The sequence below is a fragment of the Bacillus benzoevorans genome, from assembly GCF_014207535.1.
Classification (GTDB): domain Bacteria; phylum Bacillota; class Bacilli; order Bacillales; family Cytobacillaceae; genus Bacillus_BD; species Bacillus_BD benzoevorans.
In genome coordinates, this window is record NZ_JACHGK010000001.1 from 391,787 (window position 1) to 409,599 (window position 17,813).

The window sequence follows — 17,813 nt, forward strand, 5'->3', positions numbered from 1 at the left end:
TCTATATTTTATTAAGGAAGTGAAATGATGAGCTTTTTTAAAAAATTAAAAGAGAAAATTACCAAGCAGACTGATACTGTTACGGAAAAGTTCAAGGATGGATTATCGAAGACAAGGGACAGTTTTTCAAGCAGAGTAAACGAACTGGTTTCGCGCTACCGTAAGGTCGATGAAGAGTTTTTTGAAGAATTGGAAGAGATTTTAATTCAGGCGGATGTGGGCTTTGAAACCGTTATGACCTTAATCGACGAGCTGAAAATGGAAGTAAAGCGTAAAAATATTCAGGACCCTGCTGAAGTTCAAAGTGTTATTTCTGAAAAATTGGTCGAGATTTATGAAGGCGGTGAAGAGCAGTCGTCGCAGTTAAATATTCAGGAAAATGACTTGACGGTTATTTTATTTGTCGGTGTCAATGGCGTAGGGAAGACAACGACAATCGGCAAGCTGGCTCATCAATTTAAATCCGAGGGTAAAAAAGTGTTAATGGCAGCCGGGGATACGTTCAGAGCCGGTGCGATCGAACAACTAGAAGTATGGGGCGAGCGTGTCGGTGTTGAAGTAATCAAACAAGGAGCTGGCTCGGATCCGGCAGCAGTGATGTTTGATGCGATTCAGGCGGCAAAATCACGCAAAGCGGATATCCTTTTATGCGATACGGCGGGGCGTCTGCAAAATAAAGTCAACCTGATGAAAGAACTTGAAAAGGTTAAGCGGGTCATAGAAAGAGAAATACCAGGGGCTCCGCATGAAGTATTGCTTGTTCTTGATGCAACAACCGGGCAGAATGCCTTGATACAAGCTAAAACATTTAAAGATGCTACAGACGTCAGCGGTATTGTGTTGACAAAGCTTGATGGAACGGCAAAAGGCGGAATTGTCCTGGCAATTCGCAACGAGCTGCATATTCCGGTCAAATTTGTTGGGCTTGGGGAAAAAATGGATGATCTCCAATCCTTTGATGCAGAAAAATATGTTTACGGTTTATTTGCCGATTTAGTGGAAAAAGAAGCATAGGGAAAACGTTCAAAAGGCTGACAGTTTTGTCAGCCTTTTGTTACTGTTATTGGCAGGAAAAATATGTAATTATGAGGGAAAATATACTTTTTTAAAAATTTTGTTAAATTATGCAGGTGAAAGTGTTTTTTTACCCGTCTATATAGTGGAAGGAAAAAAAGTATATTTTTATTACATAGCAAGGGGGAGTCTCAAGTTGCGGAAGTACATAAAAGGAGTCATCGTTTTAGTCTTACTGTTTTTTGCTTTTTGTTTCGTTGCGAAGCCTGTATTTGCTGAATCAACTGGAGTTAATGTAAAACTGGAAGCAGGAATGGACGGAAAAGTAAAAACAGGAAGGGGGTTTCCACTGCAAATTACAGTAGAGAACACTGGTCCGTCATTCAACGGCGACCTATTGATTGATTATTATCCTTCCCATAATACGGGAGGAACACTTGCAGTCCATTTGGATCTTCCGAAGAACAGTACAAAGACCTATATTATATCTGTTCCGGGAATGACACCGGATCATCCGGCACAGTATCAAAAAAAGTCTGCTGTTCACTTGTACAGCGGGGATTGGAAGGATGGCAAGGAGGTTAGCTTTTCTGGCAATAAAACGCTGCCGTTAAAGTATATCGAGTTTGATAAACAAGTAATCGGAATCATAAGTGGAAATATTGACAGATTGAAGGAATTAAAAACAATTTCCACGATGAATAATCGCCCCATTGAAATTGTAGAATTGCAAAACAGCCAAATACCTAAACAGGCTCTCGGGCTGGAAATGATCGATTATCTTCTTGTGGATGATTATATCTTGACCAAGCTTAATGACGATCAGCAGGAAGCGATCCGGACATGGGTAAATAATGGCGGTGTATTCATTGCCGGGGGTTCTCCTCATGCAGCACAGTCCTTCGGAAAGCTAGCGGAATTGCTGCCGATAAAAATGAATGCTGAAGTGCAGGTTAATTCAGGGTTTCTAAAGGATGGCAATAGAGAGGACCCTGCTTTTAACGAATTAACTGTGTTTACTGGCAGTGTGGAAAAAGATGCTGAGGTGGTGTCCGAGAGCGGCGGTATCGCAACCGTGATGAAAAAGAATTTTGGCATGGGTACCGTGATGCAAACCGGATTTTCCCTTGGGGATGAGCCCCTTGCCTCGTGGAAGGGTTATGGCGAATGGTTTTATGAGGTGCTCATGCAAGGGGCAGACAAGCCGTCCGTTGCGGCGGGACCATACGGACCGGATGTTTATGGCGCTTTATATTATGAATTTGCAGAAATAAATGAATATTTCCCTGCCTCGCACTTTTCCATTTGGCAGCTGGTCGGACTCTTGCTGGGCTATTTTATCATTCTTGTTCCTATTCTGTATTTTATTTTAAAAAAATTGGATAAGCGTGAGCATGCCTGGTGGATTATCCCTTCACTTAGCATTGTAATGTCCGCTGCTATATTTGGGATTGGCGCTAAAGACAGGATAGCGAATCCGCGCTTGAATCAGATGGGGATCTATGTGAATCATCAAGGCTATTTAACCGGGTATCAGGCTGCTACCCTGCTTTCAAATAAAAGCGGAACCTATTCACTAGAAATACCTAAAGATCAATTTAAAGCGCTGCCCAGCACAAATATGATGATGCCGATGCCTTCTGCCGAAGGAGTAATTGAGGAAAAACGCAAGGAATATGAAGTAGTGTTTCAGGATGTAGAGTATTGGTCATCCCGGACTCTTTACGGCGATGCAAAGAAAGAATCAGACGGCAGCTTTCAGACAAATTTGACAGTTGCTAACGATGTACTAAAAGGAACAATCCAGAACGAATATCCGTATGATTTCAATGATATTGTCATTTGGACCGGAAGGGAAAGACTCAGTCTTGGACCGTTAAAAAAAGGGGAAGTGCTGAAGGTCAACGAAAAGGTAAAACAAAGTATTCTATCGCCGCCAACGGCATTAAATACGCGGGGGTACTCGATGCCGGGCGGCCCGGGCACCAAGACAGATATGGAAGCCATGAAGAAAGAGCGTCTGGAATATGCAGCAGGCACATTTTTGAGTGAATCGATTCACTCAAGGAGTCTCCCTGTTCTGGCGGGCTTCACGAATGATGAGGTTATTGCACTTGATATGACGGGGGAAAAAGAAAAGAAACATCACGACAACCTCATTGTTGAACCGTTTGAAGCGGAAGTGAACTTAACAGGGGATTTTACGCTGACAACGGATGGATTAGTGAGCAGCTTTAACGTGATCAATGGCAGAATTATTGAAAAGACCCCAGTTGCAGATGAAATCCTGCTTGAAGAGGGTCAATATGAGTATGTATTGCAATTACCTAAAGCAGCAGCTGTCAAACCTCTCCTGCTAAAGGAAATTCTAATTAGAACAAAGGGCAGCCAGGCAAGCTTTGAATTGTACAATTATCAAACAGCAGAGTATGTCCCGATTGAAAAGACGACAGTAAAAATAACAGCCGCGGAGCAGGCGGAAGAGTTTATGGCGGAAGATGGGAAAATCATGCTCAAAATCACCAAACAAAACAATGGCGGCGATCCATTTGTGATTCTGCCGGATATCACCATAAAAGGGGAGGTACTGCCATGATTGAGATTCAGGATTTAACGAAGCGATACGGTCGATTTACAGCGCTGGATTCACTGAATTTGCATATTAATAAAGGAACGGTGTTCGGCTTCGTCGGGCAGAATGGGGCCGGAAAGTCTACCACCTTTTCAATCCTGGCTACCTTGTTAGCCCCGACATCAGGCACTGCAACGATAAACGGGTTTAATATCGCGCGTGAGCCAAAAATGGTGCGCAGACAGATTGGCTATATGCCGGATTTCTTTGGTGTTTATGATCAATTACGGGCGGTAGAATATTTGCATTTCTATGGTGCGAGCTACGGGATTCCGGTAAGAGAAAGAGATAAATTGATTCCGCAGCTGCTTGAGCTTGTGAATCTGTCTCACAAAAAAGATGACTATGTGGATGTTCTTTCCAGAGGGATGAAGCAGCGTTTATGTCTTGCCCGCTGCTTGATCCATGACCCGGAAGTCCTTATCTTGGACGAGCCTGCGTCAGGGTTGGACCCGCGGGCACGGGTAGAAATGAGAGAAATATTAAAAGAATTGAAGACGATGGGAAAAACGATTTTGATATCTTCGCATATTTTGCCGGAACTAGCGGAAATGTGTGATTCGATTGGGATTATTAACGGAGGCAAGCTGACAGCTTCCGGGACAGTCCATGAAATACAGGAGCGGCTGAAGGGAGAAAAATTGCTCATCGTTAAAATGTATCAGGACGTAGAAAAGTGTCTGGCATTATTTGAGGACGATCCCAATGTACTAGATTTAAAGATTTTAGAGGACCATATGTCACTGCAATTTATCTATAAGGGAACAAAAGAAGAGCAAAGCATGCTGCTGAAAAGGGCAATGCTGCATGATTTGCCGATTATCAGCTTTTCAGAAGTTGAGACCGATTTAGAGGATGTATTTATGGAGATTACAAAGGAGGCTGATCTGACATGAAGCATATGATGATGAATCCTGTCCTCAATAAGGAATTCATGCTGCGCTTTCGCTCGCCGAAAAGCTTTCTTGGGCTGCTGTTTTATCTGCTGGCGATCGCCCTGATTATCGTTGGTTTTATTTTCATTCAATCGATGACAAGTCTGCAAGGCTTTTTTAAACCAAATCAAAGCCGCGAATTGTTTATGATAATGTCCTTTATGCAGCTGGCATTAATTTTGTTTATCACTCCCGGTCTGACTGCAGGAGTGATTAGCAGTGAAAGGGAGAGACAGACGCTTAACATTTTGTTAACGACTACCCAGTCGTCAACCAGCATTATTATGAGCAAGCTGGTTTCGTCTGTTTCTTATTTATTACTCCTTATTATTGCCAGTCTTCCGCTTTATAGCATTGTCTTTTTATATGGCGGTATTTCACCGGGACAGGTGCTGCAAAATCTTGCCTTGTATATGTTTACAATTATCGTCTATGGGGCTGTCGGTGTGCTGCTATCAACTTTGATCCGGAAAACGATCGTATCCATTGTGACTGCTTATGGCGTGACCTTATTTCTTGCAGGGGGTACAGCGTTTATCACGTTAATTTTAACATCCTATATACAGGGAATCCCTGGTAACACACCCGCGGTAAATCCTGCGCCTTATTTTGCAGCGATGCTGAATCCACCCATTATTTTATTTAGTTTAATGCAGCCGGATTATATGGAAGAATTCAGCCGGATGACAGGAATTGAATTTCCGCTTTGGGGATCTTTTTTAATATCCTATATCATCCTCTTTTTTGCCGCGATAGTTTGGAGTATCAAGAAGCTTCGACCAAATATGAAATGATAGCGGGTGATGAACATGGAAGAAAAAGTGGCATTCCTGCAATTATTGAAACCGGTGCGAAAGCAGCTGTGGACTGCGCTTTTCGTTTGTGAGTTCCAGTTGTATTTTCTGTTTCTTGGTGTATGGCTGGCATGCATTCTTCTGTTGTCGCGGATCATCGTCATTCCCTTTCCCTTGCATTACAGTATCCTTGGAGCAGCGGCCCTGATGGGGCTTCTGCTCTTTAGAATATGGAGGAAACGTCCGGACGATTATGATGCGGTACTGCTTTTTAATCGATTTGTTGCGGATGACCGGGTGGTGACGGCTTATTCATTTATCGGCAAGGGTGGCTTGATGGAAACATTACAGCTGCAGGATGCCGTTAAGCATATGAAACGAAAACAGGAGGAAGTGCTGCAGCGAAGAAAAAAACACCTGGAAAAGCGCATGCTTCTATGGAGTGCTTTATTATTTGCCGGATGTGCAATTCTTTTCATCCTCCCTAATGAAAACAGTGACTTGGCGAAAAAGAGGGAAAATGATATTAAACTGGTCAACAAGGCAGAAAAAGAGCTGAAGGAGAAGCTGAAGCAGGAAAAGGATGAGGGTGTGAAAAAAAGCTTGGAGGAAGCGAAGGAAAAAGTGGCACAAAGTAAGACAGCAGAAGAGGCGCTTACGAATTTAGCCAAACAAATGAAAGAGCTGGAATTAAAGGTGTTGAAGGAGAAAGAGAAACAGGAAGTCTTGAAAGACTGGCAGGATTCATTAAATGAATCTGGAATAAACCAATTAGCGGAATTATTAGCGAAAAAGGACCTGAGGAAAATTGAGAAAGAATTGGCTAAGTTGAATGGACAATGGGAGAAACTCCCGGAAAAACAGAAAGAGGCCATGCAATCATTTACAGGTCAGGAACAGCAGCTGTCAGCTGAAGAATTGGAGCGAATCGTAAAAACGATAGAAGAAGCGCTCCAGTCAGAGGACATATTGGCAGATCTTGCAAGAGCTAAAACGGCTATAGAAAGCAGCGGGCAAGCTTTGCAACAGCAATTAGCAGCAAATGGTACCCCACCTGAGAAACTGGCATTTTCCTCGGGGAATGGAGGCAAACCATCGGGAAATAAGTCAAACGGCAACGGACAGACTGGAGTAGAAAACTCGGTCTCATCACAAGGAAAGAGTTCCACAGGGGCGAATCAGTCAGGCAGCAATGCAGCCGGAAATGGCACTGGATCAGGAAATGGGTCAGGCAGCGGCTCTGGTTCAGGGGCTGGTTCTGGAGGAGGCGGCACAGGGAGCGGGAATGGAAGCGGCGCAGGTCTTGGTGAAGGTCCAAGAGGGTTTTTGACGATTCCGGAAAAAACCACTGGAAAAGAAAACAGGGAAATCGACGGCGGACAGCTCGGTGAAGGAGCGGCAGCGGAGCAGACAGAAGGGAGCGGTCCTGTTATGAAAGGGACAGTTCGTCCTTATGAAGAGGTATACGGTGAGTATGAGGAGTCCTACCGGGAAAGTTCCGACCGATACAAGCTGCCGGCAAACTTGGAAAAAATTGTGCAAAACTACTTTACAAATATCGATCCAAATGGAGAGTGAAAACATGGAAGAAATGAAGGCGCAGGAACTGGAACAGCAATTCCTCCAGGCAGCAAAGATCATTGCCAGGGTAAAGGAGGAAATCTCCTCATTCATCGTTGGTCAAGAAGAGGTGATTGATGTCGTCCTTTGGAGTGTTTTTTCGGGCGGGCACGTTTTGTTAGAAGGTCTTCCTGGGCTGGGAAAGACGATGCTGATTCGGACCATTTCTGAATGTCTAGACTTGAGTTTTTCCCGGATTCAATTTACACCGGACTTGATGCCATCCGATATCACAGGAACAATGCTGCTGCAGCCTGATGATCAAGGCAGGCAGAATTTTGTGTTCCATAAAGGCCCGTTATTTTCCCATATTGTCCTTGCTGATGAAATTAACCGGGCCACTCCAAAGACACAGAGTGCTTTGCTTGAGGCGATGGGTGAGAAGACGGTAACGATAATGGGAGATACAAAAAAGATGGAAAGTCCGTTTTTTGTTTTAGCTACACAGAATCCCATTGACATGGAAGGAACCTACCCGCTCCCGGAAGCGCAAATGGACCGTTTTTTATGTAAAATTCTTGTTCGCTATCCTTCACATGAAGAATTAAAGGAAATTGTTCTCCGTACCACGGGAAAGAAAAAGGTCCAAGTAGCGAAAGCAGCAGCAAAAGAGGATGTCTTGGCTTTACAGGATTTGACAAGAGGAATACTCGTATCAGAGGAACTGCTTGATTTCGCCGTCAGGATTATTTCTGCGACACATCCGGATGGGGAGGAAGCACCTGAGTCTGTACAAAAACATGTCCAGTATGGCAGCGGTCCCCGCGGTCTGCAAAGCTTAATTAGTATGGCTAAAGCCCGTGCCCTTATGAACGGAAGGTATCATATTTCAACAGGAGATTTAAAGCAGGCATCTCTCCCCGTATTGCGCCACCGCATCCTGTTGAACTTTGAAGGGGAGGCAGCAGGGATCACAGCGGATACAATCATTACCGAGGTTCTGGATAAGGTAAGCGGACAGGGCTCGGGGAGTATACGATGAATGGATCGCAGCACTTTCTAGGTAAACTGCAGCGGCGGAAACTGCTTGTCAAAGATAAGAGAAGGGGCATACAGAAAGGACAGCGGAAAGCAAATACATTTGGTTCATCACTTGAATTCTCTGATTTTCGCTTGTACCAGCCGGGGGATGATGTAAGGCAGATTGATTGGAATATTTATGGACGGACGCAGAAGCACTATATTAAACGTTTTCTCGATGAGCAGGATATCTCGGTCTCTATTTATCTTGATTGCACTTCCTCGATGCGTATTCTCCCCGGTAAATGGAGTGCAGCAAAACGGCTCGCTGCTTATTTTAGTTTTATTATATTAAACAGCGGCGACAAGCTGCTATTTTTCCCTGTTTCGAGCAATACAATGCTGCCGATTAGAAGAAAAGGTGCCTTATATGCAAAATCGATCTTTCAGGATATTATGACGCTCGAGGATGTGTCAAGGACGGGAGAATTTAGTGAGCATCTAGCTTCTCTTCTCGTAAAAAACAGTCAGCTTGCCATCATCATAAGTGATGGAATGGAGCCATTCGAAAAGATGGAAGGTTTGTTCAAAAAGCTTCAATCATTAAAACAAGAAATTTGGTTTTTTCAAGTATTAAGTGCTGAAGAGCTGGAGCCGGATTATTCTCAAGATATGCGGTTGATTGACAGCGAAACAGAAGAGTATGTCAATGTCAGTATGAACCAGGCGATTAAAACGGAATATGAATCAAGATTAAAAAAACAGAACGGGCAGTTGGAAACCCTTTGCCGATGCTATGGAGGGCAATATTTACTATTGTCGGAGAAACAAGATTTGCAAACTTATTTTTTACATGATCTGCCGGCAAAAGGATTGGTGAGGTGAGAACATGATCCAATTATTAAATCCGCTATCCTTCCTGCTGGTCCTGTTTATCGCTGCTGTTGTCTTTTTCTACTTTTTCCGCAAGCAGTATGAGGAGAAATTGATTCCTTCGAATATGCTGTGGCGGGAAGTGATGAATGAATGGCAGGCTTCGCCATTTTTGAAAAGGCTGCAGCAAAATCTACTATTTTGGCTGCAAATCCTCGCGCTGCTATTGTTAATGTTCGCTCTCACCCAGCCGAGCTTCTCTGAGGATCGTTTAAAGGGTGAACATATCGTCTTTATTATGGATACGTCTGCCACGATGTCAGCGGATGATAGAGATATGACTCGTTTTGAACGGGCGAAGCAGGAAGTGAAGGACCTGGCGAAAGCACTGCAAGGTCAGGAAGTCACACTGATCAAAGCAGGACAAAAGCCTGAAATACTATTAAACCGTGAAAATCGCAAAAGAATGGTTTTGCAGGCGATAGATGAACTGCAGTTGACCTATGATCATGAAAATATCAAGAAGGCCTTAAATCTGGCAGAATCTGTTTCATCACAGTCAGATACTTCTTGGTATATCTTTTCCGATAAGCTAACTAAGGACATGGTGAAGCAATATGATCACGATATAGAGGTACATAATATCGGCAAAAAACTAGAAAATATTTCGCTCGCATCATTCGGTGTAGGACAGGTTAATGGACAGATCCACGCAGTTGCTGTTATTGATAATCAAACAGATAAGGAAAAAAACATAGCCATTACGATCAAGGCCGAAAAGAAAAGTGTGGTGACAAAAGAGGTTAAAGTCGAAAAGAAGGATTCAATGGTTGTATCGTTTTCAGATCTTCCTGCGAAACCTTATTACGAAGCCTCGCTTGCAGTAAACGACGGATATACGGTTGATAACAAGGCAGCTAGTGTGTACAGTGATCCATCACCGAAAATGTATGCGGCAGGGGAAGTGAATCCATTTGTCATAAAAGGTTTTGAAACGATTGGCGTTGAACTGATTCAAAGCGACGAAGTGAGAATAGAGAAGGAAACTGGCATTGTAATGATGGAAGGAGCGGAAGTCGGGGCACTTCCTAATATGCCTGCTATTGTATTTAATGCGAATGAGAGGATTGAACTGACTGAACCGCTTATCACGAAGCAGGATCCAATTTTTGCATATGTACATCCGGAAAAGATGTTTATCAGCCATGGAAAAAAAACATTGGTTGAAAATGGGCTGGAGACGGTTCTGTCCAGCGGCAGCCAGCCGCTTATTCAAAGGGGAATTCTCAATGGACAGCCTGTGATTATGGTGAACTTTTCAATAGCGGACAGTGACTGGCCGCTTCATCCTGATTTTCCGGTTTTTTTATATAATAGTTATCAATGGCTGGCGAACCAGTCGGGATTTCTTGGTTACTTTAATCCAGGTGAGGAAAAATGGATGCATTCCAGCAGTCCTGGACATGTTTTAGGCATCTACAATGACAAGGATGAAAATTTAGATTCGATTGATACGGAGAAGGAGCCGATGACTGCACCGGCATTTCCAGGGATTTACCAAGCCGTTAGTGGTGAGGAGATCTTTTATTTCTCTGTTTTGCTTGATGAGAGAGAAAAAGTACCTGCCGTTGCTGCATCCTTTACCATAGATGAACAAAAAGGCGGAGAAAAAGAAGCAGGGCAGCAGTACAATGATTCTCTTATTCTAATTCTTGCATTTCTGGCCTTTTTGGTCATGGCGGTTGAATGGGAGGTGTATCGTCGTGGGTTTAGAACTTAAATATCCCCTCATGCTGCTTTTGCTCCTGCCGGCAGGATGGTTTATCTATCTATATATGAAGCAGGCCATTTCGATAAAAAAATGGACAGCAGAGGTGAAGTTTACGGCTCTCTTGCGCGGTCTATTATTTCTTGTCTTGGTTTTCGCTTTAACGGTGCCGCAAATCTTATTTCCGGCAAAAGAGGATCATGTCATCTTTTTAGTCGACCGTTCAGCAAGCGTACAAGGCTCTGAAGCAAAGATCCTGGATTGGATTGAAAAAAGTGCATCAGAAAAAGATATAGAGGATACTTATGCCGTTGCAGCATTCGGGAAAGATACGGCGATAGAGCGGTCGTTAAAAAAGACTAACGAACCGCTCAGCGACTTTCATACCGAGACAGAGCAAAGTGAAACCAATATAGAGGAAGCTTTGACCTTTGCCTCTGCGCTTATTCCTAATGACTCCGGAGGGCGTATTGTCCTTTTTACGGACGGAAATGAAACAGCTGGTTCCGCTAACGAAGCGATAGAAATTTTAAAAAGCCGTCATATTCAACTGGATACAGTGGTGGTGGAACAAGTACATGCTGATGATCTTTCACTCGAAGAATTGACGGTCCCCCCTGTGCTATTTGCGGGAGAAAAAACCCGCCTCGCGTTAACGATAAACAGCACTTCTGCGAAAAAGGCGGCTGTTCGGATTTCCGTAAATAATAGAGAAATTTTAAAGAAAACGATCAACGTGAAAGAAGGACGGAATGAGTTTGATTTTTTACATCACGTTGAGGAGAGCGGTTTACTGATTTATAAAGCAGAAATCATCCCTGAAGAGGATCGATTCTTGGAAAATAATGTCCTCTATTCCGTCGCAAATGTAAAAGGCACGCCGAAGATTTTGACAGTTGAAGTAGACAATTCAGGCAGTATCGTGCCGATTTTGCAGCAATCAGGATTTGCTGTCGAGCAGCGTGGACCTGAACAGCTCCCAACGACATTATCTGGTTATCTAGCCTATCAGTCCATCATCTTTAATAATGTTCCGGCAACAGTAATAAAGGAAACACAAATGAACTTAATCGAACAGGCGGTAAAAGAATTTGGCACAGGATTTATTATGGCTGGGGGAGAAGAGAGCTTTGGGCTCGGCGGTTATTTCAAAACGCCAATTGAAAAATTACTTCCGGTAGATATGGATATAAAAGGGAAAAATGAAATGCCCTCACTGGGACTGATCCTCGTTATGGATCGCTCCGGAAGTATGGCAGGGAATAAATTAGCATTGGCAAAAGAAGCGGCAGCCAGATCTGTATCGCTGCTTCGTGAAGAAGATACCCTCGGATTTATCGCTTTTGACAGCGGGCCATGGAAAGTGGTAGAGACTGCTCCTCTTAAAGACAAAGACGAGGTCATAGATAAAATCCAAAAAGTATCGCCTGGAGGCGGAACTGAAATTTATTCTTCACTGGAGTTAGCCTATGAAGAGCTTAAAGATTTAAAGCTGCAGCGAAAGCATATTATTTTGCTGACAGACGGGCAATCTGCGCTGAATCACAATTATGATCTTTTAACAGAAGAGGGCAAGACAGAAAATATTACTTTATCAACTGTCGCCCTTGGAGGAGATGCCGACCATGCTTTACTGGAGCAATTAGCTGAAAACGGCGGAGGGAGATACTATGATGTGACGGATTCCTCCGTCATTCCAAGTATTTTATCAAGAGAAACGGTTATGGCCTCGAGAACCTATATTGAAGACCATCCATTTTACCCGGGAATTCAGACCTCTACTGATTGGCGGATGTTTCAGGAAGGCGTTCCACAGATGAATGCTTATATTGCCACAACGGCGAAACCAAGGGCGGCTGTGCCGGTCCTAAGTGAAAAGAAAGACCCGGTTTTAGCGGAATGGCAGTATGGAATGGGCTATACGATGGCATTTACTTCGGACTTTTCCGGTAAATGGTCAGGTGACTGGGCGGCATGGTCCAAGTGGCCGCAATTCATTAATCAAATGATAACTAAATCATTGCCTAAATATGATAGTTCCCCATATGATATTTCACTTCATAAGGAGGATGGGAATACAGTCTTAGTGATAAAATCAGCTGGCGGGAGCACATTGCCGCTTGATGTATCCCTCGTAACTGACAAGGGGAAAAGGCTTGAAACCAATACAAAGATTACTGGACCCGGGACGTATGAAACGGATATTCCGGACAATGCAGGCATGTATTTTCTTTCGGTGAATGAAACAACAGAAACAGGTGATGTGAACAATTATCAAACTGGATTTACGGTTCCATATTCGAGTGAATATTTGACTACTGGTCATGATGAAAAAAGAATCGCAGAACTGGCGGACCGCGGAAAGGGAAAAGTATTGCAGCAAGAAAAGGATGCCTTTCGACCGCTGCCGTATTCCTCTTATCATAAACAATCGCTCAGCCAATGGCTCATCCTTGCTGCTTTTCTCTTGTTTTTTAGCGAAATTGCCCTGCGCCGCTTTGGGCTGAAAAGACTTGCACATTGGACCCGCTTAGATATCAGAAATAAAATAAGAAACGAACATTCTGATACCACCTTAGAAAAAATCGTTAAAGTGGAGAAGTTGAAAACGAGAGCGAAGAACAAGCTTGTTGTGCAAAGAAAAATCACGCAAGAAAACAAGCCGGAAACAGAAGAAAAAATGAACAGAACGAAAGTGGATAAAATGAAACAGTCCAATGGTGAAGGAAATATAACAGAGGCTGAAAAGGAAGAAAGAATGAGACGTCTCCTTGAAGCCAAAAACAGAAAGAATAAATAACGCTCCAAATTCGCTGCATTTTATCTGTCTTACTTTTTGCCTGAAATAGATGCCAATCAGTTAAAAATGCTGTTGTAAAGGTCTTTTCTTGACATCTTATAGATATGTGTGTAGACTGTTGTTTGTAAAGGCTTTTCACTTAACATCGGGGAAAGGACTGGCGCGGATGCTTGAAAAAACAACGAGAATGAATTATTTATATGATTTTTACCAATCGTTGTTGACGCCAAAGCAGCGCAGCTATATGGCGCTTTATTATTTGGACGACTTTTCCCTAGGCGAAATTGCAGAAGAATACAATGTTAGCCGTCAGGCTGTATACGATAACATTAAACGGACAGAGGCAATGCTCGAAGAATATGAGGAAAAGCTATTATTATTTGAAAAATTTCAAGAGCGGAGCAAGCTGATTCAAGAAATGAAGGAGCTGCTGAAAGAGGGGACTCCATTGCAGCAAACTCTGCTGGAAATGGTTGCCGAGCTTGAGAAATTAGATTAGGGGGCTAGTCTGCATGGCATTTGAAGGTTTGGCCGACCGACTGCAAAACACGATTCAAAAGATTCGCGGTAAAGGAAAAGTATCAGAAGCTGACGTTAAAGAAATGATGCGTGAGGTAAGGTTAGCGCTTTTAGAAGCAGACGTTAACTTTAAAGTGGTAAAGGAATTTGTCAAAAAAGTAAGTGAACGCTCTGTTGGACAGGAAGTCATGAAAAGCTTAACTCCGGGGCAGCAGGTCATTAAGGTCGTTAAGGAAGAATTAACAGAGTTGATGGGCGGCGAACAAAGCAAAATTGCTGTGGCAAGCCGTCCGCCAACGGTCATTATGATGGTTGGTCTCCAAGGAGCAGGTAAAACGACGACCACTGGTAAATTAGCGAACCTGCTGCGGAAGAAGCATAACCGGAATCCGTTGCTTGTGGCTGCCGATATCTATCGTCCTGCAGCGATCAAACAGCTTGAGACACTTGGGAAACAATTGAGTATGTCTGTTTTCTCCCTTGGAGACAAGGTGAGCCCTGTAGAAATTGCTAAACAGGCGATTGAAAAAGCAAAAGCCGACCATCATGATTACGTACTGATTGATACCGCCGGGCGTCTTCATGTTGACGAAGCACTGATGGATGAACTGAAGCAAATAAAAGAGCTGACAAATCCGGATGAAATTTTCCTTGTCGTTGATGCAATGACTGGTCAGGATGCCGTAAATGTGGCCTCCAGTTTTAATGAACAGCTGGGCTTAACCGGTGTTGTTTTGACAAAACTTGATGGCGATACCCGCGGAGGAGCAGCCTTATCGATTCGTTCTGTAACGAATACGCCGATTAAATTTGTCGGACTTGGGGAGAAAATGGATGCTCTTGAGCCATTTCATCCAGAAAGAATGGCTTCAAGGATCCTTGGCATGGGTGATGTACTTACCTTAATTGAAAAAGCACAGGCAAATGTAGATGAAGAGAAAGCGAAAGAATTGGAGCAGAAAATGCGTTCGGCTTCGTTTACCTTTGATGATTTTCTCGAACAGCTGGGACAGGTCCGCAATATGGGACCGCTTGATGAGCTGCTAAAAATGATGCCCGGTGCAAACAAGATTAAAGGTCTGGATAATCTGCAAATAGATGATAAACAAATATCCCATGTTGAAGCGATCATTAAGTCCATGACAAAAGTTGAAAAGGTTCACCCGGAAACGATTAATGCGAGCAGGAGAAAGCGGATTGCTAAAGGCAGCGGTACATCTATCCAAGAGGTTAACCGGCTCTTAAAACAATTTGAAGATATGAAAAAAATGATGAAACAAATGGTTGGCATGCAGCAAAAAGGAAAGAAAAAAGGCGGTTTCAAACTGCCGTTTAAACCATTCTAATCAAGTTTTTCGCTCAGAAAAACGGGTCAGGCAGAGGATCATTTTTTGCCTGACAAGAAAAAACACTTTACAAAACATTTAACAATTGATATTATACTATCTTGTGTGAAACTATTCGGAGGTGCAATTAATAATGGCAGTAAAAATTCGTTTAAAGCGTATGGGAGCTAAAAAATCTCCTTTCTATCGTATTGTTGTAGCAGATTCTCGTTCTCCTCGTGATGGACGTCAAATTGAAACAGTTGGAACATACAATCCGGTTGTACAACCAGCAGAAGTAAAAATTAACGAAGAACTTGCATTAAAATGGTTACAAAATGGTGCAAAACCATCTGATACGGTTCGTAACCTATTCTCTCAACAAGGAATTATGGAGAAATTCCATAACATTAAAAACGGTAAATAATTGATCTGATGAAGGATCTGATTGAAACAATTGTAAAGTCCCTCGTTGATTTTCCGGATGATGTTCAAGTAAATGTTCATGAAGAGGAAACCCGCATTACCTATCAGCTTTCCGTCAATAAGTCTGATATGGGAAAAGTGATTGGAAAGCAGGGACGCGTTGCCAAAGCGTTACGAACAGTTGTTTATGCCGCAGCAAGCTCATCACAGAAGAAGAAAACTTTTCTTGAAATCAGTGAATGAGTGAAAAAGCTGAAGCGAAGACAATAGCAAAGCGCAAGTGCCTCACTCAGGCGCTTGCGCTTTCTTTATTAAGAAGATGAATAAAAAGATATTGAATAAAAAGTGTCCCTTCAAATACATTTATTTTTAACAAAGCAATGTAATCAAGTATGATAGGAGGCTCTTGAATGAAATTACTGCAATCTGTGGTGGTCAAACAAGTATTAACAGAAAAAAGCAAAGGTGAACTTCAAGATAAATATCATACGAACAGGCTCCAGCTGCAAAAAGAAAGTGAACAGCTTCGTTTTGAACTCAAGAAACTGGAAAAAGAGAAGAGGTTCCAGCAGCAAAGTCTCAAGCGGCAATTTGAGCAGGAAATTCAGAGAAGACAAGAGAAAATAAAACTCATTGATTTTCAACTGGAACAATTACATATGCTACCGTTAGGAAGCGAATTAAAGGAAAAAGAAGTCCAGGCGATAGTGGATGTCGAAATAGGTGCAAGCTGGAGCGACATAACAAAAGGACGGACGATTGTCATAAAGGACGATATTGTGCAAGAAATACGCTAGAGGTGATAGTCTAGATGGAAAAGTGGTTTAATGTTGGGAAAATTGTAAATACACATGGAATCAGGGGGGAAGTCCGTGTCATTTCCAAAACGGATTTTCCTGAAGAACGTTATAAAAAGGGGAATACTTTATTTTTGTTTATGCCGGATCGTAAAGAGCCCGTACCATTAACGGTCCAGTCGCACCGGGTCCATAAAAACTTCGATTTGCTGACTTTTGCAGGTTATGACAATATTAATCAAATTGAACCATTTAAAGGCGGCATTTTAAAGGTTCCTGAAAGCCAGCTGGGCCAGCTTGATGAAGATGAATTTTATTTTCATGAAATTATCGGCTGTACCGTATTCACGGATGAAGGTGTGGAAATTGGTAAGGTAAAGGAAATCCTCACACCTGGAGCGAACGATGTTTGGGTTGTAAAAGGCAGTGGCGGCAAAGAGCAATACATCCCTTATATAGCTGATGTCGTAACAGAAATTGATATCGAAAACAAGAAAATTACGATAACACCGATTGAAGGATTGCTCTCATGATGAAAATTGATGTACTGACCCTTTTTCCGGAAATGTTTCCAGGTGTATTCGGGCATTCCATTTTGAAAAGAGCGGAAGAAACAAATGCCGCCTCCTATCGGGTTATTAATTTCCGGGAATACGCCGATAATAAGCACCAAACCGTTGATGATTACCCATACGGCGGCGGTGCAGGGATGGTGTTAAAGCCGCAGCCCATTTTTGATGCGGTGAGAGATATCACGGACAAATCCGAAGCAAAGAGACCGCGTGTGATTCTCATGTGCCCGCAGGGTGAACGGTATAATCAAAGAAAAGCCGAGGAACTGGCACGAGAGGATCATTTGATTTTTATTTGCGGCCACTATGAAGGCTACGATGAGAGGATCAGAGAGCATGTTGTAACAGATGAAATCTCTATTGGGGATTTTGTGTTAACAGGAGGAGAACTAGGGGCGATGGTCGTCATAGACAGCGTCGTCCGCCTGCTCCCCGGTGTTTTAGGTAACGAACAGTCACATATGAAGGATTCTTTCAGCACTGGCTTATTGGAGCATCCACATTACACACGCCCTGCTGATTTTAGAGGAATGAAGGTTCCAGATGTGCTTCTCTCCGGCAATCACCGTTTCATTGAGGAATGGAGAGCGAAGGAATCGCTTCGCAGAACGTTTTTACGCCGTCCTGATTTATTAGAGGAATTTCCATTAGAGGATGAGCAGCGAAAATGGCTTGAGGAATTTAAAAATGAGAAGATTTAATGTTGAATTATTCATCTATTTATGTTAAGATATTTTTTGTGACTTAGACTGGTATTCCAGTTTTGTCTTATAACGAT

General features: G+C 42.9%; 16 protein-coding genes. All 16 read left to right on the plus strand.

The window, feature by feature from the left end:
• Positions 1-27 precede the first annotated feature (27 nt).
• The 16 genes from ftsY (at position 28) to trmD (ending at position 17,736) form a co-directional block, all read left to right on the plus strand.
• Positions 28-1,014, plus strand: a complete 987-nt coding sequence (gene ftsY, locus HNR53_RS02025; protein WP_184522753.1) for a signal recognition particle-docking protein FtsY — start codon at positions 28-30, stop codon at positions 1,012-1,014.
• 196 nt (positions 1,015-1,210) lie between these two features.
• Positions 1,211-3,610: a hypothetical protein gene (locus tag HNR53_RS02030; protein ID WP_184522174.1), complete on the plus strand. Its 2,400-nt coding sequence runs from the start codon at positions 1,211-1,213 to the stop codon at positions 3,608-3,610.
• A complete protein-coding gene (locus HNR53_RS02035; RefSeq protein WP_184522177.1) occupies positions 3,607-4,542 on the plus strand; it encodes an ABC transporter ATP-binding protein in 936 nt (311 codons plus the stop codon). Before HNR53_RS02030 ends, HNR53_RS02035 begins: the two co-directional genes overlap by 4 nt.
• Positions 4,539-5,375 carry an ABC transporter permease gene (locus HNR53_RS02040; RefSeq protein WP_184522180.1) on the plus strand — a complete coding sequence of 279 codons (837 nt, stop codon included), beginning with the start codon at positions 4,539-4,541 and terminating at the stop codon, positions 5,373-5,375. Before HNR53_RS02035 ends, HNR53_RS02040 begins: the two co-directional genes overlap by 4 nt.
• 15 nt (positions 5,376-5,390) lie before the next feature.
• The gene (locus HNR53_RS02045; protein WP_184522183.1) at positions 5,391-6,953 is read left to right on the plus strand and encodes a hypothetical protein; all 1,563 of its coding nucleotides are present in this window, start codon (positions 5,391-5,393) and stop codon (positions 6,951-6,953) included.
• A gap of 13 nt (positions 6,954-6,966) precedes the next feature.
• Positions 6,967-7,977, plus strand: coding sequence for an AAA family ATPase (locus tag HNR53_RS02050; protein WP_377802079.1), 1,011 nt, complete (start codon positions 6,967-6,969; stop codon positions 7,975-7,977).
• Entirely contained in the window at positions 7,974-8,840 is an 867-nt protein-coding gene (locus tag HNR53_RS02055) for a DUF58 domain-containing protein (RefSeq protein ID WP_184522189.1), read from the plus strand. Before HNR53_RS02050 ends, HNR53_RS02055 begins: the two co-directional genes overlap by 4 nt.
• 4 nt (positions 8,841-8,844) lie before the next feature.
• Positions 8,845-10,608 (plus strand): vWA domain-containing protein, encoded by a 1,764-nt coding sequence (locus HNR53_RS02060; RefSeq protein WP_221452175.1) that lies wholly within the window; start codon positions 8,845-8,847, stop codon positions 10,606-10,608.
• Positions 10,592-13,396 (plus strand): VWA domain-containing protein, encoded by a 2,805-nt coding sequence (locus tag HNR53_RS02065; protein WP_184522192.1) that lies wholly within the window; start codon positions 10,592-10,594, stop codon positions 13,394-13,396. The genes HNR53_RS02060 and HNR53_RS02065 overlap by 17 nt, the downstream gene beginning before the upstream one ends.
• Positions 13,397-13,562: 166 nt before the next feature.
• Positions 13,563-13,895, plus strand: a complete 333-nt coding sequence (locus HNR53_RS02070) for a putative DNA-binding protein (RefSeq protein WP_184522757.1) — start codon at positions 13,563-13,565, stop codon at positions 13,893-13,895.
• A 13-nt stretch (positions 13,896-13,908) separates the two neighbouring features.
• Positions 13,909-15,261, plus strand: coding sequence for a signal recognition particle protein (ffh, locus tag HNR53_RS02075; protein ID WP_184522195.1), 1,353 nt, complete (start codon positions 13,909-13,911; stop codon positions 15,259-15,261).
• Positions 15,262-15,394: 133 nt separating this feature from the next.
• A complete protein-coding gene (gene rpsP / locus HNR53_RS02080) occupies positions 15,395-15,667 on the plus strand; it encodes a 30S ribosomal protein S16 (RefSeq protein ID WP_184522198.1) in 273 nt (90 codons plus the stop codon).
• Positions 15,668-15,675: 8 nt separating this feature from the next.
• On the plus strand, positions 15,676-15,909 hold the full coding sequence (locus HNR53_RS02085) for a KH domain-containing protein (RefSeq protein ID WP_184522201.1): 234 nt from the start codon (positions 15,676-15,678) through the stop codon (positions 15,907-15,909).
• A gap of 167 nt (positions 15,910-16,076) precedes the next feature.
• Positions 16,077-16,463: a YlqD family protein gene (locus tag HNR53_RS02090; RefSeq protein WP_184522204.1), complete on the plus strand. Its 387-nt coding sequence runs from the start codon at positions 16,077-16,079 to the stop codon at positions 16,461-16,463.
• A 14-nt stretch (positions 16,464-16,477) separates the two neighbouring features.
• Entirely contained in the window at positions 16,478-16,996 is a 519-nt protein-coding gene (gene rimM / locus HNR53_RS02095) for a ribosome maturation factor RimM (RefSeq protein WP_184522207.1), read from the plus strand.
• Positions 16,996-17,736 carry a tRNA (guanosine(37)-N1)-methyltransferase TrmD gene (gene trmD, locus HNR53_RS02100; RefSeq protein WP_184522759.1) on the plus strand — a complete coding sequence of 247 codons (741 nt, stop codon included), beginning with the start codon at positions 16,996-16,998 and terminating at the stop codon, positions 17,734-17,736. The genes rimM and trmD overlap by 1 nt, the downstream gene beginning before the upstream one ends.
• Positions 17,737-17,813 lie beyond the last annotated feature (77 nt).